The 23,860-nt window shown below is 70.1% G+C and carries 24 protein-coding genes; 13 read left to right on the top strand and 11 right to left on the bottom strand.

What is annotated here, in order from left to right; all coding sequences use genetic code 11:
- Positions 1-41 precede the first annotated feature (41 nt).
- On the bottom strand, positions 42-806 hold the full coding sequence (locus tag OG504_RS18920) for a GntR family transcriptional regulator (RefSeq protein WP_033282079.1): 765 nt from the start codon (positions 804-806) through the stop codon (positions 42-44).
- 309 nt (positions 807-1,115) lie between these two features.
- Between OG504_RS18920 and OG504_RS18915 the strand changes: the two genes are divergently transcribed.
- From OG504_RS18915 to OG504_RS18900, 4 genes are all read left to right on the top strand, one after another.
- Positions 1,116-2,402: an extracellular solute-binding protein gene (locus OG504_RS18915; RefSeq protein ID WP_405990878.1), complete on the top strand. Its 1,287-nt coding sequence runs from the start codon at positions 1,116-1,118 to the stop codon at positions 2,400-2,402.
- A 106-nt stretch (positions 2,403-2,508) separates the two neighbouring features.
- Positions 2,509-3,492 carry a carbohydrate ABC transporter permease gene (locus OG504_RS18910; protein WP_405990877.1) on the top strand — a complete coding sequence of 328 codons (984 nt, stop codon included), beginning with the start codon at positions 2,509-2,511 and terminating at the stop codon, positions 3,490-3,492.
- Positions 3,489-4,352 carry a carbohydrate ABC transporter permease gene (locus tag OG504_RS18905; RefSeq protein ID WP_405990876.1) on the top strand — a complete coding sequence of 288 codons (864 nt, stop codon included), beginning with the start codon at positions 3,489-3,491 and terminating at the stop codon, positions 4,350-4,352. The genes OG504_RS18910 and OG504_RS18905 overlap by 4 nt, the downstream gene beginning before the upstream one ends.
- Positions 4,353-4,360: 8 nt before the next feature.
- A complete protein-coding gene (locus OG504_RS18900) occupies positions 4,361-5,881 on the top strand; it encodes a glycoside hydrolase family 3 protein (RefSeq protein ID WP_405990875.1) in 1,521 nt (506 codons plus the stop codon).
- Positions 5,882-5,989: 108 nt separating this feature from the next.
- Here OG504_RS18900 and nagB read toward each other — a convergent pair whose 3' ends face one another.
- The gene (gene nagB / locus OG504_RS18895) at positions 5,990-6,775 is read right to left on the bottom strand and encodes a glucosamine-6-phosphate deaminase (protein ID WP_405990874.1); all 786 of its coding nucleotides are present in this window, start codon (positions 6,773-6,775) and stop codon (positions 5,990-5,992) included.
- A 213-nt stretch (positions 6,776-6,988) separates the two neighbouring features.
- Here nagB and OG504_RS18890 point away from each other — a divergent pair, with 213 nt between their 5' ends.
- On the top strand, positions 6,989-8,059 hold the full coding sequence (locus OG504_RS18890) for an SIS domain-containing protein (protein ID WP_405990873.1): 1,071 nt from the start codon (positions 6,989-6,991) through the stop codon (positions 8,057-8,059).
- Positions 8,060-8,420: 361 nt separating this feature from the next.
- Positions 8,421-9,887, top strand: a complete 1,467-nt coding sequence (locus tag OG504_RS18885) for a sensor histidine kinase (RefSeq protein ID WP_405996373.1) — start codon at positions 8,421-8,423, stop codon at positions 9,885-9,887.
- Positions 9,888-10,145: 258 nt separating this feature from the next.
- Here OG504_RS18885 and OG504_RS18880 read toward each other — a convergent pair whose 3' ends face one another.
- Complete coding sequence (locus OG504_RS18880; RefSeq protein ID WP_006142322.1) at positions 10,146-10,403, bottom strand: WhiB family transcriptional regulator; 258 nt, start codon at positions 10,401-10,403, stop codon at positions 10,146-10,148.
- Positions 10,404-10,723: 320 nt separating this feature from the next.
- Complete coding sequence (locus OG504_RS18875; RefSeq protein ID WP_318018745.1) at positions 10,724-11,692, bottom strand: diacylglycerol kinase family protein; 969 nt, start codon at positions 11,690-11,692, stop codon at positions 10,724-10,726.
- Between the two features lie 116 nt (positions 11,693-11,808).
- On the opposite strand from OG504_RS18875, the gene OG504_RS18870 reads away from it, so the two are divergent.
- A complete protein-coding gene (locus OG504_RS18870; RefSeq protein WP_405990872.1) occupies positions 11,809-12,267 on the top strand; it encodes a hypothetical protein in 459 nt (152 codons plus the stop codon).
- 13 nt (positions 12,268-12,280) lie between these two features.
- Here the strand turns inward: OG504_RS18870 and OG504_RS18865 are convergent, their stop codons facing one another.
- From OG504_RS18865 to OG504_RS18855, 3 genes are all read right to left on the bottom strand, one after another.
- Positions 12,281-13,414: an RNA polymerase sigma factor SigF gene (locus tag OG504_RS18865; RefSeq protein WP_405990871.1), complete on the bottom strand. Its 1,134-nt coding sequence runs from the start codon at positions 13,412-13,414 to the stop codon at positions 12,281-12,283.
- Positions 13,411-13,824, bottom strand: a complete 414-nt coding sequence (locus OG504_RS18860; protein WP_004925829.1) for an anti-sigma regulatory factor — start codon at positions 13,822-13,824, stop codon at positions 13,411-13,413. The genes OG504_RS18865 and OG504_RS18860 overlap by 4 nt, the downstream gene beginning before the upstream one ends.
- Positions 13,825-14,090: 266 nt before the next feature.
- A complete protein-coding gene (locus OG504_RS18855; protein WP_405990870.1) occupies positions 14,091-14,351 on the bottom strand; it encodes a UBP-type zinc finger domain-containing protein in 261 nt (86 codons plus the stop codon).
- Positions 14,352-14,413: 62 nt separating this feature from the next.
- Between OG504_RS18855 and OG504_RS18850 the strand changes: the two genes are divergently transcribed.
- Complete coding sequence (locus tag OG504_RS18850; protein ID WP_405990869.1) at positions 14,414-16,009, top strand: Na+/H+ antiporter; 1,596 nt, start codon at positions 14,414-14,416, stop codon at positions 16,007-16,009.
- A 32-nt stretch (positions 16,010-16,041) separates the two neighbouring features.
- Here OG504_RS18850 and OG504_RS18845 read toward each other — a convergent pair whose 3' ends face one another.
- The gene (locus OG504_RS18845; protein WP_405990868.1) at positions 16,042-16,959 is read right to left on the bottom strand and encodes a 1-aminocyclopropane-1-carboxylate deaminase/D-cysteine desulfhydrase; all 918 of its coding nucleotides are present in this window, start codon (positions 16,957-16,959) and stop codon (positions 16,042-16,044) included.
- A gap of 659 nt (positions 16,960-17,618) precedes the next feature.
- On the bottom strand, positions 17,619-18,209 hold the full coding sequence (locus OG504_RS18840; RefSeq protein ID WP_405990867.1) for an N-acetylmuramoyl-L-alanine amidase: 591 nt from the start codon (positions 18,207-18,209) through the stop codon (positions 17,619-17,621).
- 297 nt (positions 18,210-18,506) lie between these two features.
- Between OG504_RS18840 and OG504_RS18835 the strand changes: the two genes are divergently transcribed.
- From OG504_RS18835 to OG504_RS18815, 5 genes are all read left to right on the top strand, one after another.
- Complete coding sequence (locus tag OG504_RS18835) at positions 18,507-19,913, top strand: family 2B encapsulin nanocompartment shell protein (protein WP_405990866.1); 1,407 nt, start codon at positions 18,507-18,509, stop codon at positions 19,911-19,913.
- A 137-nt stretch (positions 19,914-20,050) separates the two neighbouring features.
- Positions 20,051-21,127, top strand: a complete 1,077-nt coding sequence (locus OG504_RS18830) for a family 2 encapsulin nanocompartment cargo protein polyprenyl transferase (protein ID WP_405996372.1) — start codon at positions 20,051-20,053, stop codon at positions 21,125-21,127.
- 318 nt (positions 21,128-21,445) lie between these two features.
- Complete coding sequence (locus tag OG504_RS18825) at positions 21,446-22,042, top strand: GNAT family N-acetyltransferase (protein ID WP_405990865.1); 597 nt, start codon at positions 21,446-21,448, stop codon at positions 22,040-22,042.
- Between the two features lie 9 nt (positions 22,043-22,051).
- The gene (locus OG504_RS18820) at positions 22,052-22,399 is read left to right on the top strand and encodes a DUF952 domain-containing protein (RefSeq protein ID WP_405990864.1); all 348 of its coding nucleotides are present in this window, start codon (positions 22,052-22,054) and stop codon (positions 22,397-22,399) included.
- Entirely contained in the window at positions 22,387-22,614 is a 228-nt protein-coding gene (locus tag OG504_RS18815; RefSeq protein WP_405990863.1) for a hypothetical protein, read from the top strand. Before OG504_RS18820 ends, OG504_RS18815 begins: the two co-directional genes overlap by 13 nt.
- Here the strand turns inward: OG504_RS18815 and OG504_RS18810 are convergent.
- On the bottom strand, positions 22,611-23,360 hold the full coding sequence (locus OG504_RS18810) for a VOC family protein (RefSeq protein WP_405990862.1): 750 nt from the start codon (positions 23,358-23,360) through the stop codon (positions 22,611-22,613). The two genes, OG504_RS18815 and OG504_RS18810, sit on opposite strands and share 4 nt — an antisense overlap.
- Positions 23,361-23,436: 76 nt before the next feature.
- A complete protein-coding gene (locus OG504_RS18805; protein WP_318018756.1) occupies positions 23,437-23,853 on the bottom strand; it encodes a VOC family protein in 417 nt (138 codons plus the stop codon).
- Positions 23,854-23,860: the final 7 nt, after the last annotated feature.

Below are 23,860 nucleotides of genomic sequence, written 5' to 3'. Positions count from 1 at the left end.
TAAGTCCCTTAGTCCTGTGGGCGCTTGAGTCGCGCCACGGACTAGTCCTGCGGGCGCTTGAGGCGGGCCACGAATTTGTACCTGTCCCCCCGGTACACCGACCGCACCCACTCCACCGGCTTGCCCTCCTTGTCGAGGGAGTGGCGGGAGAGCATCAGCATCGGGAGGCCGACGTCGGTGCTGAGGAGGCCGGCCTCGCGCGGGGTGGCCAGCGAGGTCTCGATGGTCTCCTCGGCCTCGGCGAGATGGACGTCGTAGACCTCGGCCAACGCGGTATAGAGAGACGTGTACTTGACGAGCGACCTGCGCAGGGCGGGGAAGCGCTTCGCGCTGAGGTGGGTCGTCTCGATGGCCATCGGTTCGGCGTTGGCCATGCGAAGGCGCTCGATGCGCAGGACCCGGCCGCCGGCGGTGATGTCGAGCAGGTCGGCGAGGGTGTCGTCGGCGGTGATGTAGCCGATGTCCAGGAGCTGCGAGGTCGGTTCGAGGCCCTGGGCGCGCATGTCCTCGGTGTACGAGGTGAGTTGGAGGGCCTGGGAGACCTTCGGCTTGGCGACGAACGTGCCCTTGCCCTGGATACGCTCCAGGCGGCCCTCGACGACCAGTTCCTGAAGTGCCTGGCGGACGGTGGTGCGCGAGGTGTCGAACTCCGCGGCCAGGGTGCGCTCGGGCGGGACCGGGGTGCCGGGCGGCAGCGTCTCCGTCATGTCGAGGAGGTGCTTCTTCAGGCGGTAGTACTTCGGCACACGCGCGGTGCGGACGGTGGCCCCACCCTCGTTCTCCGCACTGCTGACGTCGGTGCTCATGCTCCGCCTTCCCGGCTCCGGACAAGGGTCACTTGGTGATCCCCTCTGTATACCGTCGCCGTCTCTTTTGGTCTAGTCCACAGCGCCAAGTGGTCTAGCGGAAGAGAGTACTCCGGCACCGTTGTTTTCGCTGCCTTCTTACTTAAAGGTTCCTGCATATGTAGGTCGCATAACGGCTGGTCAGGGGTGTTTCGGGGGCTCTTGACAGGCTCTGTGGTCTGGTCCAAGCTCCCGGTACTGGTCTACACCATTGGTTCAGGTCCCGGCTCTTGGGCGGGAGGTGTGGCAGGCATCCCTGAGGAGGGTGGCGTGAAGCGCAAGCTGATAGCCGCGATCGGTATCGCGGGCATGATGGTCTCCATCGCGGCGTGCGGGGGCAACGACGACAAGGGCTCTTCGAACAGCGGCGCCGACGCCAAGGAGCTGACCGTCTGGCTCACCGTCGACGCGCAGAACAACTGGCCCCAGCTGGTGAAGGCGGCCGACGCGGCCGTGCAGAAGGCGCACCCGGGCGTCAAGATCAAGCACGAGTACTACGGCTGGCCGGACAAGAACACCAAGCTCGACGCGGTCCTCGCCACCGACAAGGCCCCCGACGTGGTCGAGATGGGCAACACCGAGATGCTGAGCTACATGGTCAAGGGCGCCTTCGCACCCGTGGACCCGGCCAAGTTCACCAACTCCTCCGCCTGGCTCGACGGCCTCAAGGCCTCCGTGACCTACGACGGCAAGACGTACGGCGTCCCCTACTACGCCGGTGGCCGCGTCGCCAACTGGCGCAAGGACATCGCCGCTTCGGTCGGCGTCAAGGCGCCCCCGACGACGTACACCGAGCTGACCGCCGACCTGGACAAGATCCAGAAGAAGGAAGGCAGCAAGTTCAGCGCCTGGTACCAGCCCACCCGTGACTGGTACGCGGCCATGTCCTTCGTCTACGACGCCGGCGGCGCCATCGCCACCCAGTCCGGCAGTGACTGGAAGGCCAGCCTCTCCTCGCCCGAGTCCATCAAGGGGCTCAACGAGTGGAAGTCGGTCATCGACAAGTACATGCACGGCGACAAGACCAAGGACGAGTCCGACCGTTACATCGTCTACGGCCAGGGCAAGGCGTCCATGATCTTCGCCGCCGCGTGGGAGGGCGCGACCGCCGCCGACCCGAAGAACGACAAGACCGGCGGCAAGCTGAAGACCGACCTCGTCAACTTCGTGATGCCCGGCCCGTCCGGCAAGAACATGCCCGTGTTCCTGGGCGGTTCGGACCTCGCCGTTCCGGTGAAGTCCAAGGCGCAGGCCCTCGCCGCCGAGTGGATCAACGCCTTCACCGGTCCGTCCGGCCAGAAGGGCCTGATGGCCAAGGGCAACCTGCCGAACAACAAGACCGACCTCGCGACGCTGAAGAGCGACCCCGCGACGGCGGTCCCGGCCACCGCGGCCGAGTCCAACTGGTTCGTCCCGATGGCACCGGGCTGGGGCCAGGTCGAGAAGGCCCAGGTCCTGCAGACCATGCTGCAGAACATCGGCACCGGCAAGCAGTCGGTCGAGGACGCCGCGAAGGCCGCGGACACCGCGATCGACAAGGTCATCAACACCAAGTGACCTGAGTGCGGGGCCCTGTTGGACGCCGGGTGCGTCCTCGGGGCAGGGCCCCGCATCTCGTACGAAGCACGGCCGTACGACCTGAGGGATCGCTGAGGAGCGCGCGATGAGTGCCGACACGACCACCCCCGCCAAGGTGCCGCCGCCGCGGCAGGCGCCCCCACCGCGCGTCTCCGGCGCACCCCGCAGACGGCGGACGTCGAGAGGCACCGGGATCCCCTGGCTGCTGCTCGCGCCCTGTCTGCTCATCCTCGCCCTGGTCATGGGCTATCCGCTGGTCCGCCTGGTCACCCTGTCGTTCCAGTCCTTTGGCCAGTCCCAGCTGTGGGGCTTCAAGTCCGCCGAGTGGATCGGCTTCGACAACTTCTCGGGCATCCTCGGCGACGGCGAGTTCTGGGGCGTCGTCGTCCGCACGATCGTCTTCGCGGCCGGCTCGGTCATCTTCACGATGGTCGCCGGCATGGCCCTCGCCCTGCTCCAGCAGAAGGTCTCCGGCTGGGTGAAGACGCTCATCAACGTTGTCCTGGTGGCCAGTTGGGGCATGCCGGTCATCGTCGCGACCACCGTCTTCAAGTGGCTCTTCGACTCGGACTACGGCGTCTTCAACGCCCTGCTCAGCAAGTTGCCCGGCGTCGACATGATCGGCCACAACTGGTTCGCCAGCGGACCGCAGGGCCTCCTCGTCATCATGCTGCTGGTGGTGTGGGGCGCGGTGCCCTTCGTGGTCATCACGCTCAGCGCCGGACTCACCCAGGTCCCCCAGGAGTTGGAGGAGGCCGCCCGCCTCGACGGCGCCGGCGCGTGGGGCGTCTTCCGGTACGTCACCCTGCCCATCCTCAAGCCGATCATCGTGATGCTCACGACCCTGTCGGTGATCTGGGACATGGGCGTCTTCCCCCAGGTGTTCGTGATGCGCGGCGGTCACCCCGAGGCCGACTTCCAACTGCTCAGCACCTACTCGTACGACCGCGCTTTCGTCGTCAACGACTACGGACAGGGTTCCGCGATAGCCCTGGTCACGGTGGTGCTGCTGCTCGGGGTCGTCGCCGTCTACATGCGTCAGATGCTTCAGATCGGAGAGGTCGAATGAGCGCGCTCACGACCGACGCGCCCCGGAAGCCGACCGGTGGGCGCCGGAAGTCCAAGGTCGGCTGGAACCTCCTCGGCCTGCTCGTCTTCGTCGTCGTCGGCTTCCCCCTCTACTGGATGCTCGACACGGCGTTCAAACCGGCGAAGGACGCCATCGACCCGGACCCGAGCCTGCTGCCCACCGGCATCACGCTCGACAACTTCCGCCGGGCGCTGGACATCGCCGACTTCTGGGGCCCGGTCGGCCGCAGCCTCATCGTGTCCCTGTCGGTGGTCGTGATCGGCGTCGTCGTCGGCCTGCTGGCCGCGCTCGCCATCTCCCGCTTCGCCTTCCGCGGCCGCAAGATCGTGATCGTCGGCATCCTCGCGGTCCAGATGGTCCCGCTGGTCTCGATGATCATCCCGGTCTTCCTGCTCCTGAACGACCTCGACCAGTACGACAAGCTCTCGGGCCTGATCATCACGTACCTGACCTTCATCCTCCCGTTCACGGTGTGGACCCTGCGCGGCTTCATCGTCAACATCCCAAAGGAGCTGGAGGAGGCGGCCATGGTCGATGGCTGCTCCCGCACCGGCGCCTTCATCCGGGTCGTCTTCCCCCTCCTCGCCCCGGGCATGGTCGCCACCTCGGTCTACGGCTTCATCCAGGCCTGGAACGAGTACCTGTACGCCCTGATGCTGCTCAGCCAGGAGCACCAGACGGCGACCGTCTGGCTCGGCAACTTCACCACCAAGCACGGCACCGAGTACGCCCCGATGATGGCCGGCGCCACGATGATGGCCGTGCCGATCGTCGTCCTGTTCCTCATCGTCCAGCGCAAGATGGCCGCGGGCCTGACCGCGGGCGCTGTGAAGGGATAACGCCACCGATGACGACACTCGCCAGCGGTACAGACACCCTGACGCGCGACGCCCTCACCGTCCTGCAGCCGGGCTTCCCCGGCACCACGGCCCCCGACTGGCTGCTGAGGCGCCTCGGCGAAGGCCTGGCCTCGGTGGGCCTGTTCGGCCGCAACATCGCGTCACCCGAGCAACTCTCGTCGCTGACGGCCCAGTTGAGGTCCGAGCGGGACGACGTGCTGGTCGCCATCGACGAGGAGGGCGGCGACGTCACCCGCCTGGAGGCCCGTACCGGCTCCTCCTTCCCGGGCAACCACGCCCTGGGCGCGGTGGACGACGTAGAACTCACCAGGGCGGTGGCCCACGAACTGGGCCGCAGACTCGCGGCCTGCGGCGTGAACCTGAACTGGGCCCCCTCCGCGGACGTCAACTCGAACCCCTCCAACCCGGTCATCGGCGTCCGGTCCTTCGGCGCCGACCCTGAACTGGTCGCCCGGCACACGGCGGCCTACGTCACCGGCCTCCAGTCGGCGGGCGTCGCCGCCTGCACGAAACACTTCCCGGGCCACGGCGACACGGCGGTCGACTCCCACCACGCCCTGCCGCGCATCGACGCCGGGTCGACGGTCCTGGAGCAGCGCGAACTGCTCCCGTTCCGCGCGGCCATCGCCGCCGGCTCCCGCGCGGTGATGAGCGCCCACATCCTGGTCCCCACCCTGGACCCGGACCGCCCGGCCACCCTCTCCCTCCGCATCCTCACCGACCTCCTTCGAGGCCAACTCGCCTACGACGGCCTCATCGTCACCGACGGCATGGAGATGCAGGCCATCGCCGCCACCTACGGCATCGAACGCGGCAGCGTCCTCGCCATCGCCGCCGGCGCCGACGCGATCTGCGTGGGCGGCGGCCTCGCGGACGACGAGACGGTACGACGGCTGCGGGACGCGCTGGTGGGGGCGGTGCGGTCGGGAGAGCTGCCGGAGGAACGCCTGGCCGAAGCGGCGGAACGGGTGCGGGGACTGGCACAGTGGACGGCTTCCGCTGCCGCTTCGGAATCGGCACCCGATGAGCGGACGGGCTCCGCCTCAGCGGGAAGCGTGACGCGCGTCGACATCGGTCTCGTCGCCGCCCGCCGCGCCCTCACGGTCACCGGTGCCGAGGACTTCACCCCGCTCACCGAACCGCCGTACGTCGCGCTCCTCACCCCGGTCGCCAACATCGCCGTAGGAGACGAGACCCCCTGGGGCGTGGCCGCGGAACTGGCCCGGCTCCTGCCCGGCACGGAGACGGCCGGGTTCGCCGGGGAGGACGCGGGGGGCGTGATCCTGAAGGCGGCGGGGACGCGGCGCATCGTGGCCGTGGTCCGGGACGAGCACCGGCACCCCTGGATGGCGGCCGCTCTCGACACCCTCCTGGCCGCCCGCCCCGACACCGTGGTGGTGGAGATGGGCGTCCCGCAGGCACCGTCCCGAGGCGCCCTGCACATCGCGACTCACGGCGCGGCCCGCGTCTGTGGCCACGCGGCGGCGGAGGTCATCGCGGGCGCGTGACCGTGAGCCGGGGGGAGTGACCCCGACCAGGGAACACCCCCCGAACACACCGGTGCCGGGCCTTCCACGAGCGGGCCCGGCACCGGCTTGTGCAGATGTGAGACAGCGTCAGATTCCTTGCCAGTCCGGCTTGTTGACGAACGTGTGCCGGAAGTAGTCCGCGAGCTTCAGCTTCGACGCGGCACCCTCGTCGACGACGACCGTCGCATGCCGGTGCAGCTGGAGTGCCGACGCCGGGCACACCGCGGCGACCGGTCCCTCCACGGTCGCGGCGACCGCGTCCGCCTTGCCCTCGCCGGTCGCGAGGAGGACCAGGTGTCGGGCTTCCAGGATGGTGCCGATGCCCTGGGTGATGACGTGGTGCGGCACCTGCTCGATGTCGCCGTCGAAGAACCGCGCGTTGTCCACCCGCGTCTGCTCGGTCAGCGTCTTGATCCGGGTCCGCGAGGCGAGCGACGAGCACGGTTCGTTGAACCCGATGTGTCCGTCGGTCCCGATGCCCAGCACCTGGAGATCGACCCCGCCGGCCTCGCCCAGCGCCCGGTCGTACGCCTCGCACGCCGCCTGTACGTCCTCGGCGGTCCCGTCCGGTCCGAGGAAGGCGTCCATCCCGATTCCGAGCGGCTCCAGCACCTCGCGCCGCAGGACCGAGCGGTACGACTCCGGGTGCTCGGCGGGCAGCCCCACGTACTCGTCGAGCTGGGCGATCCGGGCCCGCGAGGTGTCCACGGCCCCGGCGCGGACCTTGGCGGCGAGGGCTTCGTAGATGGGCAGCGGCGTCGACCCGGTGGCCACGCCGAGAAGGGCGTCCGGCGTGCGCCGGAGCAGCTGTGCCATGGCCTCGGCGATGAGTTCGCCGCCCGACTTGGCGTCCGGAACGATGACAACTTCCACGCTGGCCTGCCGTTCTGCAGAGGGGCTTCGAGGAACCCGGAAGAGCTGTGTGGTTTAGACCAATCCGCGCACCAATCTAACAGAGGAGGCCCTTGCCTCCCAGAGTTCGCCGCCTGTCCGAGAACCGGTAACCGCCCAACAGGGGCGCGTCTCGCGCAGAGGGGGTGAAATGGACACCGCAGCACTGCCCGACCGACCTCCGGAGGACCCCGCATGACCGCCACGACCCCGGCCCCCGACAGCGAACTCCCCGGCCGGATCATGGCCCGCGAGATGGCCGAGCAGCCCGCGGTCCTGCGCCGCATCCTGGAGGAGGGCGCCCCGCGCATCCGCCAGGTCGCCCAGGAGGTCGCCGCCCGCAAGCCCCGCTTCGTGCTGCTCACCGCCCGCGGCACCTCCGACAACGCGGCCCTCTACGCCAAGTACCTCCTGGAGATCCGCCTCGGCCTGCCCTGCGGACTCACCTCGATGTCCACGACCACGGCCTACGGCGCCCGCCCCGACCTGACCGACGTCCTCGTCGTCACCGTCAGCCAGTCCGGCGGCTCCCCGGACCTGGTCGCCTCGACCCGGGCCGCCCGCGAGGCCGGCGCGATCACGGTCGCCGTGACCAACAACCCGGACTCACCGCTGGCCGCCGTGTCCGAGTACCACGTCGACATCATGGCGGGCCCGGAGAAGGCCCTCCCCGCGACCAAGACGTACACGGCCTCCCTCCTCGCGCTCTACCTCTTCGTCGAGGGCCTGCGCGGCGGCGACGGCGCGGCCGCCAAGGCGCTGCCCGACCTCGCCGAGCAGCTCCTCGCCCGCCAGGACGAGGTCCGCGCCCTCGCCTCCCGCTACCGCTTCGCCGAACGCATGGTGATCACCTCGCGCGGCTACGGCTATCCCACCGCCAAGGAAGCCGCCCTCAAGCTGATGGAGACCAGCTACATCCCCGCCCTCGCCTACTCCGGCGCCGACCTCCTGCACGGCCCCCTCGCCATGGTCGACAACGTCTCCCCGGTCATCGCGGTCGTGACGGCGGGCAAGGGCGGCGCAGCCCTCCAGCCCGTCCTGGACCGGCTGCGCGGCCGGGGCGCCGACCTGGTCGTCATCGGCCCGGCCGGCCAGGTCGAGCAGGCCTCGGCCGGTTTCGTCCTGCCCGTCGAGGGCGTCCCCGAGGAACTCCAGCCGATCCTGGAGATCCTTCCGCTCCAGCTCCTGGCCTACGAGGTCACCATCGCCCGCGGCCAGGACCCGGACGCGCCCCGCGCGCTGGCCAAGGTGACGGAGACCCGCTGAGTCCGGGTCCGTGGTGCGGCCAGGGAAATTCCCATGACCAATCAGTCCCGCACAGGACCCGACACCGTTAGGCTCATCAACGTCCTTCAAAGCATGGACACCGCATGTGGTCTAGTCCACAATGTGTTAAGGCGTAAGCCTCCGTCCTCCCCGCACAGGAGGACGGACCGAGGAACCGAGGCTCTCTGCCCTGACTGCCCCGGCTCCTCATCCATCGGCCGATCGGGACCGCACACCCCGTGGCCGTTGCTGCTCCGGGCTGCGGTGCCGAGAGGGCTGAGGGTCCCTCTCAGGCGCCGCGGCCCGCGGGTGTTTTTAGGACAGGTACAGACCGGCGGGTACGCTCGCAGACGTGCCCTCCATGAACGAACTCGTACGCCAGCACACAGCACTCGACGACTCCGATCTCGAGTGGCTCCACCTGCTGGTCTCGGAGTGGCAGCTGCTCTCCGACCTCTCCTTCGCCGACCTGGTCCTGTGGGTCCCCACGCGCGATGGCACCCGCTATGTCTCCGTCGCCCAGATGCGGCCGAACACGGGCCCCACCTCGTACCAGGACGACATGGTCGGCCACCTCGTCCCGCGCGGCCGCCGCCCCATGCTGGACGCGGCCCTGGACGAGGGCCGGATCGTCCGCGAGGGCGACCCCGAGTGGCGCGAAGAGGTCCCCGTCCGGGTCGAGTCGATTCCGGTACGACGGGACGGGCGCGTCCTGGGTGTCATCGCGCGCAACACCAATCTCCTCACCGTGCGTACCCCGAGCCGCCTCGAACTCACCTATCTGCAGAGCGCGTCGGACCTCGCGCAGATGATCGCGGCCGGTTCCTTCCCGTTCCCGAACCAGCAGGTCGACATGGACGCCTCGCCGCGCGTCGGCGATGGACTGATCCGCCTCGACGGCGAAGGCATCGTGCAGTACGCCTCGCCCAACGCGCTCTCCGCGTACCACCGGATGGGCCTCGCCACCGACCTCGTCGGCCAGCCGCTGGGCGTGACCACCGCCGAACTCGCCCCGACCCGGGGCCCGGTGGACGAGGCGCTCGCCAAGGTCGCCAGCGGATGGGCGCCGCGCGAGTTCGAGATCGAGGCACGCGACGGGGTGATCCAGTTCCGGGCGATCCCCCTCAAACCCAAGGGCACCCGCATCGGTTCGCTGGTGCTGCTCCGGGACGTCACCGAACTGCGGCGTCGCGAGCGGGAGTTGATCACCAAGGACGCGACCATCCGGGAGATCCACCACCGGGTGAAGAACAACCTCCAGACGGTCGCCGCCCTGTTGCGCCTCCAGGCCCGCCGCATCGACTCCGAGAGCGGCCGCGAGGCCCTGGAGGAGGCCGTGCGCCGGGTCGGCTCGATCGCGATCGTGCACGAGACGCTGTCCCAGAACCTGGACGAGCGCGTGGAGTTCGACGAGATCGCCGACCGGGTGCTCGCGATGGTCGCGGAGATCTCCCCGGGCAAGGTCACCGGCCGGCGCAGCGGCCGCTTCGGGATACTGGACGCCGAGGTCGCGACCCCGCTCTCCATGGTCCTCACCGAGATCCTGCAGAACGCCCTCGAACACGGCTTCCGCGAGGGCGAGACGGGCACGGTCGAGGTCTCGGCCGTCCGCGGCGGCACCTCGAAGGAGGCCCGCCTCCTGGTCACCGTGCAGGACGACGGCGTAGGCCTCCCCGAGGGATTCGACCCGCACCGCTCGGGCAACCTGGGCCTGCAGATCGTACGGACGCTGGTGGAGGGCGAGTTGGGCGGCACGTTCGACATGGTGCCGGGGCCGGAGCGGGGGACCCGGGTGATCCTGGACGTGCCGGTGCAGGCGCACAAGTGACGTACGTGCACACGACCTTCACACGCGCGTGCGTCAACGGCCGCACGCGTAGCTGTACTTGAAGGGCTCTACGCGCGGGGACACGGATGGTCGTACCCGCCCGGATCTGAACAGCAAAGAGCCCCGGACCAGTTGATGGTCCGGGGCCAGTCGCTCGTTGCTATGCGCATCGGGGGGTACTGCGCGCTGCGGCTCGGGGGCGGGAGATGCGTACTCGCTGTACGCGCCGCCAAGCTCAGGCTGTTAGCGGGGTGGGCGTCAGGCGGAGGCCTGACGGGCACGGTTGCGAGCGGCGCGGCGCTTCATGGCGCGGCGCTCGTCCTCGCTGAGACCACCCCAGACGCCGGAGTCCTGGCCGGACTCGAGCGCCCACTGCAGACACTGGTCCATAACGGGACAGCGACGGCAGACGGCCTTGGCTTCCTCGATCTGCAGCAGCGCAGGACCGGTGTTGCCGATGGGGAAGAAGAGCTCGGGGTCTTCCTCGCGGCAAACGGCGTTGTGACGCCAGTCCATGGCTGCTACCTCTCCTTGGTATTACGTGCGGGTTGCTTGTGAATGTGAACGCTTTCACGAATCCCTCAACAAGTGAAGGGCCGAACGCCAGGTTCACTGGCGGAGGTCCTGTGGATTGAAGAGGGGTTCCGGTGATCCGTGGAGGCCGGTGTTGCGGGCCGTCTCGATCGCCACGTAGAGACTCGCAAACCTCAGCGGCGGATACAACCCCTTCCGGAAAGTTTTTTTTGATTCCTCGGTGTCGACTAGGTCACAGCCGTACTTCCATGGGGTGGACCCTGGTCTAAACGTTCGAGTGAAAGGACTTCAGCCCTTTCTGCTCACACAATCACACGCAGTGCACGGCGTACGCCTGTGAACGTCACGCTCGTACGCAGTCCGAGGTGGTCGCCGTCCATCTGGAGGGGCAGGGGGACCTTCGAATGCAAGGTGAACTCACTCAGGTCGTGCAGAGCCGCAGCGTGCTTGCCATGAGGCCCGCGTTCGGGGGACGAAGTGAGCAACTGCGTGCCATACCGGGCAACCGCGGCGCTGGACAGGCGGCTGAGACCGAGTACGTCGAGGCCTTTATCGAACGACGCCTTAGGTGACGTGTACATCGGGCGATTGCCGAGATACGTCCAGGGCGAGGTGTTCGAGACTATGGCCACCACCAGATCGGTGACCGGGTCCTCGCCGGGCTGCTCCAACGTGATCGTCCCGTGCCGGCGGTGCTGCTCGCCGAGGAACTGCCGGACCACCTGACGCACGTAGAGCGCGTGCGTCGATTTCTTACCCTGCTCCCGCTGCTGCTCGACCCGCCCGACCACTCCCGCGTCGAACCCGAGCCCGGCGTTGAAGGTGAACCAGCGCGAGGGCACGGCCTCGTCCTCGGTGCCGGGCGTCCCGGAGGTCAGCCCGAGGCCGACCGTGCGCTCGCGGCCCTCGCGCAGGGCGTCCAGGATGGCGCCGGTCGCTTCCACGGCGTCGTTGGGCAGGCCCAGGGCGCGGGCGAAGACATTGGTGGAGCCGCCGGGGACCACGGCGAGACCGGGCAGGCGCTCCGGGTCGGGGCCGGTGTGGAGCAGGCCGTTGACGACCTCGTTGACCGTGCCGTCGCCGCCGAGGGCCACGACCAGATCGACGTTCCCGCTCTCCGCCGCCTGCCGGCCGAGGTCCCGCGCGTGCCCTCTGTACTCGGTCGTGACCGCTTCCAGCTTCATCTCGCTCGCGAGCGCGTGGAGCAGGACGTCGCGCGTACGTGCGCTTGTGGTGGTTGCCGCCGGATTGACCACGAGAAGTGCACGCATGAGTTGCAGCGTACCTACTGGGGGGTACTCGGCCCATACCGAGGTAGGCGTTGGGTAAGAGGAGACGGCGTGAGCCTGAACACCTGGGGCCGTATCCCGAGGGCTACCCTTCTGGGGTGAGTGCTGAGCAGACCCCCGCCCCGGAGACCGACGGCCCCGACGGACCCCGCCCGCGCCGCCTGACCTACGCGGCGGTCCTCGTCGCGCTGGAGGGCCTCGCGCTCGCCGTCGCCGGGGTGTGGATTCTCGTCCTGGGACTCACCGGCGAACCGGACGACCGCCAGCAGGCCGTGACCGGGGGCGTGACCCTGGTGGTGCTCGCGCTGCTGCCGCTGCTGGCCGCCCGCGGACTGATCGGGCAGCGCAGCTGGAGCCGGGGCCCGGCCGTCATCACCCAGGTCATGGCACTGCCCGTGGCCTACAACCTGCTCCAGGCCGACAGCGTGGCCATCCCGGCCGGCATCGCGCTCGCGGTGATCGCCATCGCCGCGCTGGTGCTGCTGGTGAACCCGGCGACGACACAGGCCCTCGGAATCCGAGGGCCTGGTCGTGGAGCCGAAGAGCCGAAGAGCTGATCCCGGCCGGGGTCTACTCCTCGACGAGAAGCTTCTCCCGCAGCTGGGCCAGCGTCCGGGCCAGCAGCCGGGACACGTGCATCTGAGAGATGCCGACCTCCTGCGCGATCTGCGACTGCGTCATGTTGCCGAAGAACCGGAGCAGCAGAATGCGCTTCTCCCGGGGCGGCAGGTCCTCCAGCAGCGGCTTGAGCGACTCGCGGTACTCGACGCCCTCCAGGGCCTCGTCGTACGCGCCGAGCGTGTCCGCGACCGCAGGGGACTCGTCGTCCGTGTCCGGGACGTCCAGGGACAGCGTGGAGTAGGCGTTGGCCGACTCCAGGCCCTCCAGGACCTCCTCCTCCGAGATGCCCAGCTTCTCGGCCAGCTCGTGGACCGTGGGGGAGCGGCCGTGCCGCTGCGAGAGCTCCGCCGTCGCCGTGGTCAGCGACAGGCGCAGCTCCTGGAGCCTGCGCGGGACGCGCACCGCCCAGCCCTTGTCGCGGAAGTGCCGCTTGATCTCGCCGACGACCGTCGGGGTCGCGTACGTCGAGAACTCGACACCGCGCTCCGGGTCGAAGCGGTCGACCGACTTGATCAGGCCGATGGTGGCGACCTGGGTCAGGTCGTCCAGCGGCTCGCCGCGGTTGCGGAAGCGGCGCGCGAGGTGCTCGACGAGCGGCAGGTGCATACGGACCAGCCGGTTGCGCAGCTCCGCGTACTCGACGCTGCCGTCCTTGAGCGTGCGCAGCTCGATGAAGAGTGCGCGCGCCCCGCTGCGGTCCTGGGGGTCGTGCCGTGTGACCTGCACGCTCTGCGTGCCCGCCACGTTGTCCCGCTCGTGCTCGCTCATCGCCTGGCCCGTCGCCCCTTCCCGAGCTTTCGCCTCCTCCCCCGCGCTCGACCCAGTCGGAGCGGGGGGACCCCCGGCAACGGGGGAGACCCCACCAATACGCACGCCACCGTCCTGCTCACGTTGACCGTCGTCCATCACACCGGCCTCCGAGGGTTCTTCCTCCGGGTGCGGCCGGGCCTGCTCGGGGATCTGGCCGCGTGGCACGAGGGCGCCGTCGTCCGCCGTGCGGCGGGATCCGCCTGGGCCGCCCTCGGCCGGCAGCTCCCGTGTGCCGCGCTCTTCGTCCCGCACCGGCCCGTCCCCGTTCCTCACGCCGGCCCGGGTCCCGCGCCGCGCTGTTTGTAGAGGCTGATCGAAACGGTCTTGTCCTCGTCGACTGCCGATGAGACCTTGCCCGCGAGGGCCGAGAGCACGGTCCAGGCGAAGGTGTCGCGCGAGGGGGCGTGACCGTCCGTCGTCGGGGCGGAGACGGTGACTTCGAGCGAGTCGTCCACGAGGCGGAAGACACAGCTGAGCACCGAGCCCGGCACGGCCTGCTGGAGCAGGATCGCGCAGGCCTCGTCCACCGCGATGCGAAGGTCCTCGATCTCGTCGAGGGTGAAGTCCAAACGGGCCGCGAGGCCGGCCGTGGCCGTACGCAGCACCGACAGGTAGGCACCCGCAGCCGGCAGCCGGACTTCCACGAAGTCCTGGGTCGCGGGCTCGCCTGCGATCTGGGACACCCTCACCTCCAAGGTGGTACAAGCTCTTTCGGGGGCCCAGGGGTCGCCCCCCGGGGTAACGCGATACTTGGTTCAGCGGTGACGCTACCGCGCTCCGAACTTTTCTGTCCCCGGGACCCCAACCCCATGCTGTCACTCATAGTAAACCTACGGATACGCTCCGTGGCTAGGGGTCCTGCGGGCCCAATTGGGAAGAGCGCGCGCCGGGTTGACGTACCCAGACGTCAGACGGTCGAACCGTCGAAACCGGGGGTCGGATTACGGCGTCACAGGAGGACGTGGTCGACGAAGCACCAGCGCCAGCTCTCCCCGACCTCGAACGTCCGCATCACCGGATGTCCGGAATCCTTGTGGTGAGCTGTCGCGTGACGGGCGGGGGAGGAGTCGCAGCAGGCGACATGGCCGCAGAAGAGGCACAGTCTCAGCTGCACCGGGTGGGTGCCGGCCGCCAGACACTCCAGACAGGTATCGCTCTGGGGCCCCGGTTCAGGGAGCGGCAGCGCGTCGGCGTGCGTGCACTGTTTCATGATTGCCAGATTACGACGGGTGTGCGGTTGGCCGCGCGAAAAAACGAGGGCGGGCGAGAACGATGGACGTGATGCCACTGCTGTTGCTGGTGGCGGGGAGCGCGGTGGTGGCCGCCGGGGCCCGGCGCACCCCGGTTCCGGCGCCGCTGCTGCTGGTCGCGGTCGGGCTGGTCGTCTCGTACGTCCCGGGGGTGCCCGACTACACCCTCGACCCGGAGGTCGTGCTGCCGCTGCTGCTGCCCCCGCTGCTGTACACCTCGGCCACCGACAGCTCGTACCTCGATCTGCGGGCCCAGGTGCGGCCCGTGGCGCTGCTGTCGGTCGGCTACGTGCTCTTCGCCACGTTCGTCGTCGGCTGGGCCGCGTACGTGATCGTGCCGGGGCTGCCGCTGACCGCCGCCCTGGTGCTGGGCGCGGTGGTGGCGCCGCCGGACGCGGTCGCGGCGACGGCGGTGGCCCGCCGGGTGGGACTGCCGTCCCGGATCACGACGATCCTCCAGGGCGAGTCCCTGCTGAACGACGCGACCGCGATCACCGCCTACAAGGTGGCCCTCGCGGCCGCGGTCGGCGAGGGCGCGACCTGGGCCGGCGGCATCTGGGAGTTCCTGCTCGCGGCCGTGGGCGGGGTCGGGGTCGGGCTCCTGATGATGGTGCCGATCCACTGGCTGCGCACGCACCTCAAGGAGGCGCTGCTGCAGAACACGCTCTCCCTGCTGATCCCGTTCGTCGCCTACGGGGTCGCCGAGCAGGTGCACGCCTCCGGGGTGCTCGCCGTCGTGGTCGTGGCGCTCTATCTGGGGCACCGCGCGTGGGAGGTCGATTTCGCGACCCGCCTCCAGGAGGAGGCCGTCTGGAAGATGGTCGCCTTCGTCCTGGAGTCCGCGGTGTTCGCCCTGATCGGGCTCCAACTGCCGGTGGTCCTCAAGGGACTTGGCGAGTACCGGGGCCTGGACGCAGCCTGGTATGCGATCGCCGTCTTCCTGGTGGTCGTCGCGACCCGGTTCGTGTGGGTGTATCCGGCGGCCTTCATCCCCCGCATCCTGTCGGCGCGGATCAGGGAGCGAGAGGACAGCCCCACCTGGAAGGGGGCGATGACCACCGCGTGGGCCGGCATGAGAGGCGTGGTCTCGCTGGCCATCGCCTTCTCGATCCCGCTCACGGTGCACGGCGGCGACCCCTTCCCGCAGCGCAACCTCATCCTGTTCCTGACCTTCACGACGGTCATCGGGACCCTGGTGGTGCAGGGCCTGAGCCTGCCCCCGATCATCCGCCTCCTGAAATTCCCCGGCCGCGACCAGCAGGCCGAGACGCTCGCCGAGGCCAACGCCCAGGCACAGGCCTCCCGGGTCGCCGAAAAACGCCTGGAGGCCCTTCTGGAGGACGAACGCAACGCCCTGCCGCCTCCGCTCGCCGACCGCCTCCGCGAGGTCCTGGAGCGCCGCCGCAACGCCGTCTGGGAGCGCCTCGGTGCCACCAACCCCGTCACCGGCGAGACCGTCGACGACACCTACCGCCGCCTCTCCCGCGAGATGATCAGCGCCGAACGCTCGATGTTCGTCCGCCTCCGAGACGGCCGCTACATCGACGACGAGATGCTCCGCACCCTGCTGCGCCGCCTCGACCTGGAGGAGGCGGCGGCTTACCGGGAGGCGGCGTAGCGGTCCCGGTTTCTACGGCCCCTGAAGTCGGCTTACGGGAACGGTCGCCCGGTGATCACCGCGGCGACCGTGCTCCCGCGCGGGAAGGCGCCTTCACCGGCGAGGGCGACAAGTCCGTACAGCAACTTGGCGACATAGAGACGCTCTACGCCCACCCCGTGCCGCTGCTCGAAGTCCTCGGCGAAGGCGTCGAGTTCGACCGGCACGCGCGCGTAGCCGCCGAAATGGAAGCGGTCGTCGAGGGACCAGTCGCCCCGCCGGCCACCGAAGGCGCGCTCCTGCAGCTCCTCTATGCCGGCGCTCAGGAAGCCGCCCTTGAGGACCGGTATCCCCAAAGCGCGCTGGTCAGGACCGAGACCGGCGGCGAGCCCGGCCAACGTGCCACCGGTCCCGCACGCCAGGGCGACCACATCGACATGGGCATCGACATCGGCACGCGCGCGTAGTTCCTCACCCAGGGCCCGGCAGCCGCGTACGGCAAGGGAGTTGCTGCCACCCTCGGGGACGACGTACGCGTCCTCCGCCTGGGCCGCGCGCAGGATCGCGGCCAGTGTCTCCGGCTCGGACTTGCGCCGGTACGTCGACCTGTCGACGAAGTGGAGGCGCATCCCGTCGGCCGTGCACCGGGCCAGGGACGGGTTGAGCGGGCGGTCGGACAGCTCCTGGCCGCGGACCACGCCGACCGTGGCCAGACCCAGGAGGCGGCCCGCGGCGGCGGTGGCACGCAGGTGGTTGGAGTAGGCACCGCCGAACGTCACGACCGTACGGCCGACCGCCGCCGTGAGGTTCGGCGCGAGCTTGCGCCACTTGTTGCCGATGAGATCCGGGTGGATCAGATCGTCCCGCTTGAGCAGCAGCCGGACGCTGTGCCGTCCGAAACGCCCGTCCGCGATCTCCTCCAACGGCGACGGGAGCCGGGGCCGCAGCGCGGCGAGGTCGGGGCTGGTCACGGCACCATTGTCACCCGAGGCACCTGTGCGGGCCGGGTCGCCCGGGTTGCCAGGGGCGTGCATGCCGGTGGCGGCCGGATCGCCTGGGCTGGCCGAGGGGGCCGTGTCCCCCCGGATCGCCCCAGGCACCCGTGCCGCCCGAGGCACCCGGGTAGTTCGGGAGACCCGGGTAGTTCGGGAGACCCGAGTCACCCGCGTCACCCATGTCGCCGGGGTTGTCCGAGGTGTCCGTGCCACCGATGTCGCCCAGGCCGTCCGAGGCACTCGTATCGCCCGTGTTGCCCGAGGCGCCCGCGTGGCCCATGTCGCCGGGGTTGCCCGAGGTGCGCGTGCCACCGATGTCGCCCAGGTCGTCCGAGGCATGCGTGTCGCCCGGCTAGCTCGGGGGACCTCTGTCAGTCATGTCGCCGGGTTGCCCGAGGCGCCCGCGTGGCCCATGTCGCCGGGTTGTCCGAGGAGCCCGTGCCACCGATGTCGTCCGGGTTGCCCGAGGTCCCCGTGCCACCGATGTCACGCGGGTTGTCCGAGGCATCCGTGTCGCTCGCCCGGGTAGCTCGGGGACCCGTGTCACCCGCGTCACCCGCGTCACCCACGTCGCCGGTATCGCCCGTGGCCCCCGTGGCCCCCGAGTTCCCCGCATGCCCCACGCCACCCGGCGGTCACTTCAGTCGGTCGCGGACCCGGTCCCGTAGCCATGACATCGTGAATCCCCGCGGGTCCACCTTTCCGGGCTGCCACTCCAGATGTCCGATCACCGACCGTTCCGACCAGCCGTGGTGGCGGCAGATCGCCGCGCAGACCTTCTCGATGGTCGCCAACTGGGCCTCGGGCCAGGGGTCCTCGCCGTCGCCGAGGTTCTCGCACTCGAAGCCGTAGAAGTGCCGGTTGCCGTCGGTGTTGGCCTCGTTGTCGTGCGGCAGTGCCTTCTCGGCGATCACCGCGCGGAGCACGTCGTCGTCGCCGAGACCCGCGTGGTTGGCGCGGCCGTAGCCGACCAGGTGGAGGTGGCCGTCCTTGATGATGACGCCGTGGCAGAGCGGGCCGGGGAGGTCCGGGCGGCCCTCGCGGCACAACTCCACCGTGGCCGCGCTGCCCTTGGTGACCGTGTGGTGGATCATCACGCCGTGGACGGGCCCCCACGCGCCCTTGTGGTTGCGGTTGTGGTGCTCCCAGTCGCCGACCTCGACGACGCTGACGCCCTCCGCTTTCAGACCGGCCAGGAAACCGCCCGCGGACATGGGTGAGGCCATGACGCCTCCTTCGTGCTGTGCGACGGCCGCCGTACAAGGCCGTCTCGTATCGCTGCTTGTACCGAAAAAGCGCGGTACGGACGACTTGTTCGTACGGTGTGCGAGCCGATCCGGACACCCCGGACATCAGCCGCCACTCGAACAACATTCGACGTAAACGGCCCCTGTGCCCAGCAGTTGAAGATCCATTCCCGCTCTTTCGGGTAATACCATCAGCACGCTCCGTGAGGAAGGCTGGTGCGCGAGAACGATGCCGGGCGCACAGGTGCCGGGCATGAATGGGGAGGGCATTTCTCTATGTCGGTAGGCGAAGAGGTCCGCGCGGAGCAGAACAAGCCGCAGCAGAGTCTTGGTACGGCGGCTGCGCGGAACCTGGCCACGACCACGAAGTCCGCGCCGCAGATGCAGGAGATCAGCTCGCGCTGGCTGCTGCGCACACTGCCGTGGGTGAACGTGCAGGGTGGCACATACCGGGTGAACCGACGGCTGAGTTACTCCGTGGGCGACGGCCGGGTGACATTCGTGAAGACCGGCGACCGCGTCGAGGTCATCCCCGCGGAGCTCGGCGAACTGCCCGCGCTGCGGGACTACGAGGACGAGGAGGTGCTCTCGGAGCTGGCCACCCGCTGCCGGCAGCGCGAGTACGCCCCGGGGGAGGCGATCGCGTCGTTCGGCGGCCAGGCCGACGAGGTCTACCTGCTGGCGCACGGCAGGGTGGAGAAGGTCGGCACGGGCCCGTACGGCGACGACACGGTCCTCGGGGTCCTCGCCGACGGCGCCTACTTCGGCGACCAGGCACTGCTCGACCCGGATGCCATCTGGGAGTACACGGCCCGCGCGGACACCGCCTGCACGGTGCTGATCCTGGCCCGCGGAGACGTCGAGCAGGTCGCGGAGCGCTCCGAGACCCTCCGGGACCACCTCGCGCAGCTGCGGGCGATCCCGGAGCAGCGCACCAACAAGTACGGCGAGAAGTCCATCGACCTCGCCTCGGGCCACTCCGGCGAGCCGGACATCCCGCACACGTTCGTCGACTACGACGCCCGGCCGCGCGAGTACGAGCTGAGCGTCGCCCAGACCGTCCTGCGCATCCACTCGCGCGTGGCCGATCTCTACAACCAGCCGATGAACCAGACGGAGCAGCAACTCCGGCTCACCGTCGAGGCGTTGAAGGAGCGCCAGGAGCACGAACTCATCAACAACCGCGAGTTCGGCCTGCTCAACAACTGCGAGTACGACCAGCGGCTCCAGCCCCACGACGGCGTCCCCGGCCCGGACGACCTGGACGAACTGCTCAGCAGGCGGCGCGGCACCAGGATGCTCCTCGCCCACCCGCGCGCGATCTCCGCGATCGGCCGCGAGCTCAACAAGCGCGGACTGGTCCCGGAGTCCATCGACGTCGGCGGCAACCGCATCCCGACCTGGCGCGGCGTGCCGATCTACCCGTGCAACAAGATCCCGGTCAGTGACCGGCGGACCACCTCGATCATCGCCATGCGTACCGGCGAGGCCGACCAGGGTGTCATCGGCCTTCAGCAGGCCGGCATCCCGGACGAGATCGAGCCGAGCCTGTCGGTGCGCTTCATGGGCATCAACGAACAGGCGGTCATCAACTACCTCGTGACGGCCTACTACTCGGCGGCCGTCCTCGTGCCGGACGCCCTCGGCGTCCTGGAGAACGTCGAGATCGGCCGTTGGAGGTGACGTTTCAGCAGCTGGACGCGGTGTTCCCGCCCGGAAGGGCGGGTACACCCCGGTCCGACGCGACCGGCCGCGGCGGAAGCGTCACCGTCCGCGGACTCTCCGAGGGGGACCCCGTGGCCGAGTCGAGGGGGGAGTCCATGGCCGAGTTCAGGACGGAGACGAAACAGCACCCCGACGGCGGGCGGCAGCCCGACGGGCACGAGGCGGCGGTGATCCTGGAGGGGGCCAGGACGTCCGTCGACCCCGAACTGCGCGCGGCGATCGACTCGTTGCCCGGCTCGATGCGCAGGGTCGCGCTCTACCACTTCGGGTGGGAGCACGCGGACGGCACACCGGCGGCGGGCAACGCGGGCAAGGCGATCCGCCCCGCCCTCGTCCTGGCCGCCGCCACCGCGCTCGGCGGCGAGCAGGCACGGGCGAGCGCGGTGCGGGCCGCCGCGGCGGTGGAGCTGGTCCACAACTTCACGTTGCTGCACGACGATGTGATGGACCGGGACACCACCCGCAGACACCGGCCCACCGCGTGGACCGTGTTCGGCGACGCCGACGCGATCCTCGCCGGGGACGCCCTCCAGGCGCTGGCCCTCCGGCTGCTCGCCGAGGACCCGCACCCGGCGTCCGCGGCCGCCGCGGCCCGCCTCGCGGACTGCGTCGTCGAACTGTGCGAGGGCCAGCACGCGGACACCGCCATGGAGAAGCGGGCCCCCGCCGAGGTCACCCTCGACGAGGTGCTCGCCATGGCCGAGGCCAAGACCGGCGCGCTCCTCGGCTGCGCCTGTGCCGTGGGGGCCCTGTATGCGGGGGCGTCCGCCGAGGACGTCGAGGCGCTGGACGCGTTCGGCCGCCAGGCCGGGCTCGCCTTCCAGCTCATCGACGACGTCATCGGGATATGGGGCGACCCCGGCCGCACGGGCAAACCGGCCGGCGCCGACCTCGCCGTCCGCAAGAAGTCCCTGCCCGTGGTCGCCGCCCTCACCTCGGGCACCCCGGCGGCCGCGGAACTCGCGGAACTGTACGGACTGCCGTACGAGGAAGGGGAGTTGGAGCGCACCGCGCTCGCCGTCGAGCGGGCGGGGGGCCGGGACTGGGCGCAGGACCAGGCGGCCGACCGGATGGCGCGGGCCGTGCAGGAGCTGGCCCGGGCGATCCCGGACCCGCAGGACGCGGGCGGTCTGCTGGCGCTGGCCGAGTTCGTGACCCGGCGCAGCAGTTGATGACTCCGGAGCCCTCGGGAGCGGTGCGGCCCTGACTCCGCACGGCCACCGGGGCTCCGGACGGGCGGGTCCCGCGCATCCCCACGGTGCGCGGGGCGCGCCTTTTTTGGGAGCTCGGTTCGCCCCAGGGGCGCCGCTGTGTTCAATATGCGCCTACCTGCGCGTGGCGGTGTCGAGAGGCCGACCGTGCTCGACCCTGCGGGCCTCCGCGCGCTCGGCCTCTCGACACCGACGCGCCCCTTCGACTCACTCGCCCCGCAAGTCCCGTTAGGCTCAACACCCTTTCAAGTGACGGTGGTTGAGAGCTAGGGGCGGGACATGGGTGTGGCGATACGGGCGGCGGGCGAGGGTGACAGAGAGCTGGTCGTCCGGCTGTTGGACGAGGCCTTCCAGGACGATCCGGTCAGCGGCTGGGTCTTCCCCGACGCCGAGTACCGCCGCACGACCCACCACAGGCTGATGGCCGCCTTCACCGACGCGGTGTTCGCCGACGGCCGTATCGACCTCGCCGAGGACGGCGCGGCGTGCGCGCTGTGGCTGTCGGTACCGGGCGAGGCGCATGCGGAGGACGGGGAGGACGAAGCCGTAGGGCTACGGGAGTTGGTCGATCCCGACAACGAGCGGGTCGAGACGATCGCCCGCCTCATGGCGGAGTCGCATCCCGCCGGGCGGGCGCACGAATACCTGTGGATGATCGCCGTGGCCCCGGATCGGCAGGGTGAGGGCCTCGGTGCCGCGCTCATCCGGCACGTCCTGGACCGCTGTGACCGCGAGGGCCTCCCCGCCTACCTGGAGGCGAGCAGCGAGCGCAGTACCAAGCTGTACGAGCGCCTCGGCTACACGTTCACCGAGCACACCCTCGACCTCCCGGACGGCCCGCGCATGTACCCGATGTGGCGCGAGCCGAGGCCGTAGCGTGGGCTTATGTCTGAACAGGAACTCACCACCACCCCCATCCTCCACATCACCGAGCGCGCCCTCTGGGACGCGGCCCGCGAGCGGGGGAGCTACGAGTGGTCGACGCGTGGCCGCACCCTCCAGGAGGAGGGCTTCATCCACTGCTCGACCCGCGCCCAACTCCCGCGCGTGGCGGCATTTTTGTACGGTTCCTACGACGGCCCCGACGAGCTGGTGGTCCTGGTCGTGGACCCGGGGAAGCTGGGTGTACCGCTGAAGTACGAGGCGCCGGAGCCGGGTGGGGAGGAGTTCCCGCATGTGTACGGGGCGATTCCGGTCGGCGCGGTGGTGGACGTGGAGGTGTGGACGGCTTGAGCCGGTTGTGGCGCCGGGCCCTGGTCGTGTGGGTGGCCGCGGTGGCCGTCGGGGGCGGGCTCACGGTGTGGTTGCAGGACTCCGGCGCGTCGCACCCGCCCGGCGAGACGCGTACGCCGCTGTCGCGGCAGGACGGGGAGAGCGCCTGTCCCATGCCGACGGACTCGCGGCGTGACGACCATCGGGTGCTCGTCGTCTGCGTCAGGGGCGGTTAGGGCCGGTTAGGGAGCCCGCCGGTCTCCGGGTCGCGGCCCGTCAGGCAGTAGGTGCCGCCGGCCGGGTCCCGCATCACGGTCCAGTGCTTGCCGTGGGCGACGACGGTCGCGCCGAGGCTCTCGTGGCGGGCGACGGCCGTGTCGATGTCCGCGCAGGCCAGGTCGAGATGGGCGGCGGCGGGGCGTTCCTCGCCGAGGCGTTGGAGCAGGATGCGGATCGGCAGGCCGGGCGGGGGCTTGAGCACGTGGAACTCGGGGAGCGCGCCCGACAGCGAGGCCCAGTCGGGCAACAGGGCGCTCCAGAAGGCGACTTCGGCGTCGTAGGAGCCGGGGCCGATGTCGAGGGAGACCTGGTCGAGGCGGGTGCCGGCCACGACGGGCGGCCGTACGGACTCGCCGTGCCAGGGGACCGCGCAGAACAACTCCCCGGCGGGGGACCGGAGTACGGCCCAGCCGTCGTGCTCGGCGACGGTCTCCGCGCCGAGTCGCAGGGCGGCGCCCACGAACGCCGGTACGTCCTCGACGGAGAAGTCGAGATGGGCGCCGCCCGGGCCGGCCTCGACGCCCTGGACCTTTACGCAGGCGTCCGCGCCCTCGGGCAGCAGGGTGACGAACTCGCCCTCGTCACCCCGGAGTTCGGACGGCCGGGTGTCCGTGACCGCCGTCCAGAAGTCGCGGGCGGGGTCGACGCGGCCGTGCGGGCGGTCGACGAAGGCGTAGGTCCAGCGGATGCTCGTAGCGCTCATGGCGTGATGGTAGGCGCGAGGCGGCGACCCGCCCGAGAGTTTTTCAGCCCCCTCGGCCTCCCTTCGGTCCCGTCCCTCAGTCCTCGCTCCGCTGCATGAACCGCAGCATGTTCCCGGCCGGGTCGCGGAACGCGCAGTCGCGGACGCCGTACGGCTGGTCGGTCGGCTCCTGGACCACCTCGGCGCCGGACTCCTGGACGCGGGCGTAGAGGGCGTCGCAGTCGGCGGTGGTGAAGTTGACCCCGCGCAGGGTGCCCTTGGCGAGCAGTTCGGCCATGGCCTGCTTGTCCGCGGGGGAGGCGTCCGGGTTCGCGGCCGGCGGCTCCAGGACGATCTCCACGTCCGGCTGCAACGGCGACCCCACGGTCACCCACCGCATGCCCTCGAAACCGACGTCGTTACGGATTTCCAGCTCCAGGACGTCGCAGTAGAAGGCGAGCGCCTTGTCGTGGTCGTCGACGGCGATGAAGCACTGGCGGAGTTTCAGGTCCATGCAGGAC

This window comes from Streptomyces sp. NBC_00986 (assembly GCF_045162565.1).
Taxonomy (GTDB): Bacteria; Actinomycetota; Actinomycetes; order Streptomycetales; family Streptomycetaceae; genus Streptomyces.
The sequence above is the reverse complement of the archived record's forward strand: the minus strand, read 5'-3'. Positions and strand labels throughout refer to the sequence as shown.

Excerpts from the sequence above, each read along its gene's own strand:
- OG504_RS18920 (WP_033282079.1), bottom strand. The coding sequence starts at position 806 with ATGAGCACCGACGTCAGCAGTGCGGAGAACGAGGGTGGGGCCACCGTC.
- OG504_RS18910 (WP_405990877.1), top strand. The coding sequence starts at position 2,509 with ATGAGTGCCGACACGACCACCCCCGCCAAGGTGCCGCCGCCGCGGCAG.
- OG504_RS18905 (WP_405990876.1), top strand. The coding sequence starts at position 3,489 with ATGAGCGCGCTCACGACCGACGCGCCCCGGAAGCCGACCGGTGGGCGC.
- OG504_RS18900 (WP_405990875.1), top strand. The coding sequence starts at position 4,361 with ATGACGACACTCGCCAGCGGTACAGACACCCTGACGCGCGACGCCCTC.
- OG504_RS18890 (WP_405990873.1), top strand. The coding sequence starts at position 6,989 with ATGACCGCCACGACCCCGGCCCCCGACAGCGAACTCCCCGGCCGGATC.
- OG504_RS18885 (WP_405996373.1), top strand. The coding sequence starts at position 8,421 with ATGAACGAACTCGTACGCCAGCACACAGCACTCGACGACTCCGATCTC.
- OG504_RS18880 (WP_006142322.1), bottom strand. The coding sequence starts at position 10,403 with ATGGACTGGCGTCACAACGCCGTTTGCCGCGAGGAAGACCCCGAGCTC.
- OG504_RS18875 (WP_318018745.1), bottom strand. The coding sequence starts at position 11,692 with ATGCGTGCACTTCTCGTGGTCAATCCGGCGGCAACCACCACAAGCGCA.
- OG504_RS18855 (WP_405990870.1), bottom strand. The coding sequence starts at position 14,351 with ATGAAACAGTGCACGCACGCCGACGCGCTGCCGCTCCCTGAACCGGGG.
- OG504_RS18850 (WP_405990869.1), top strand. The coding sequence starts at position 14,414 with ATGGACGTGATGCCACTGCTGTTGCTGGTGGCGGGGAGCGCGGTGGTG.
- OG504_RS18840 (WP_405990867.1), bottom strand. The coding sequence starts at position 18,209 with ATGGCCTCACCCATGTCCGCGGGCGGTTTCCTGGCCGGTCTGAAAGCG.
- OG504_RS18835 (WP_405990866.1), top strand. The coding sequence starts at position 18,507 with ATGTCGGTAGGCGAAGAGGTCCGCGCGGAGCAGAACAAGCCGCAGCAG.
- OG504_RS18830 (WP_405996372.1), top strand. The coding sequence starts at position 20,051 with ATGGCCGAGTTCAGGACGGAGACGAAACAGCACCCCGACGGCGGGCGG.
- OG504_RS18825 (WP_405990865.1), top strand. The coding sequence starts at position 21,446 with ATGGGTGTGGCGATACGGGCGGCGGGCGAGGGTGACAGAGAGCTGGTC.
- OG504_RS18820 (WP_405990864.1), top strand. The coding sequence starts at position 22,052 with ATGTCTGAACAGGAACTCACCACCACCCCCATCCTCCACATCACCGAG.
- OG504_RS18810 (WP_405990862.1), bottom strand. The coding sequence starts at position 23,360 with ATGAGCGCTACGAGCATCCGCTGGACCTACGCCTTCGTCGACCGCCCG.
- OG504_RS18805 (WP_318018756.1), bottom strand. The coding sequence starts at position 23,853 with ATGGACCTGAAACTCCGCCAGTGCTTCATCGCCGTCGACGACCACGAC.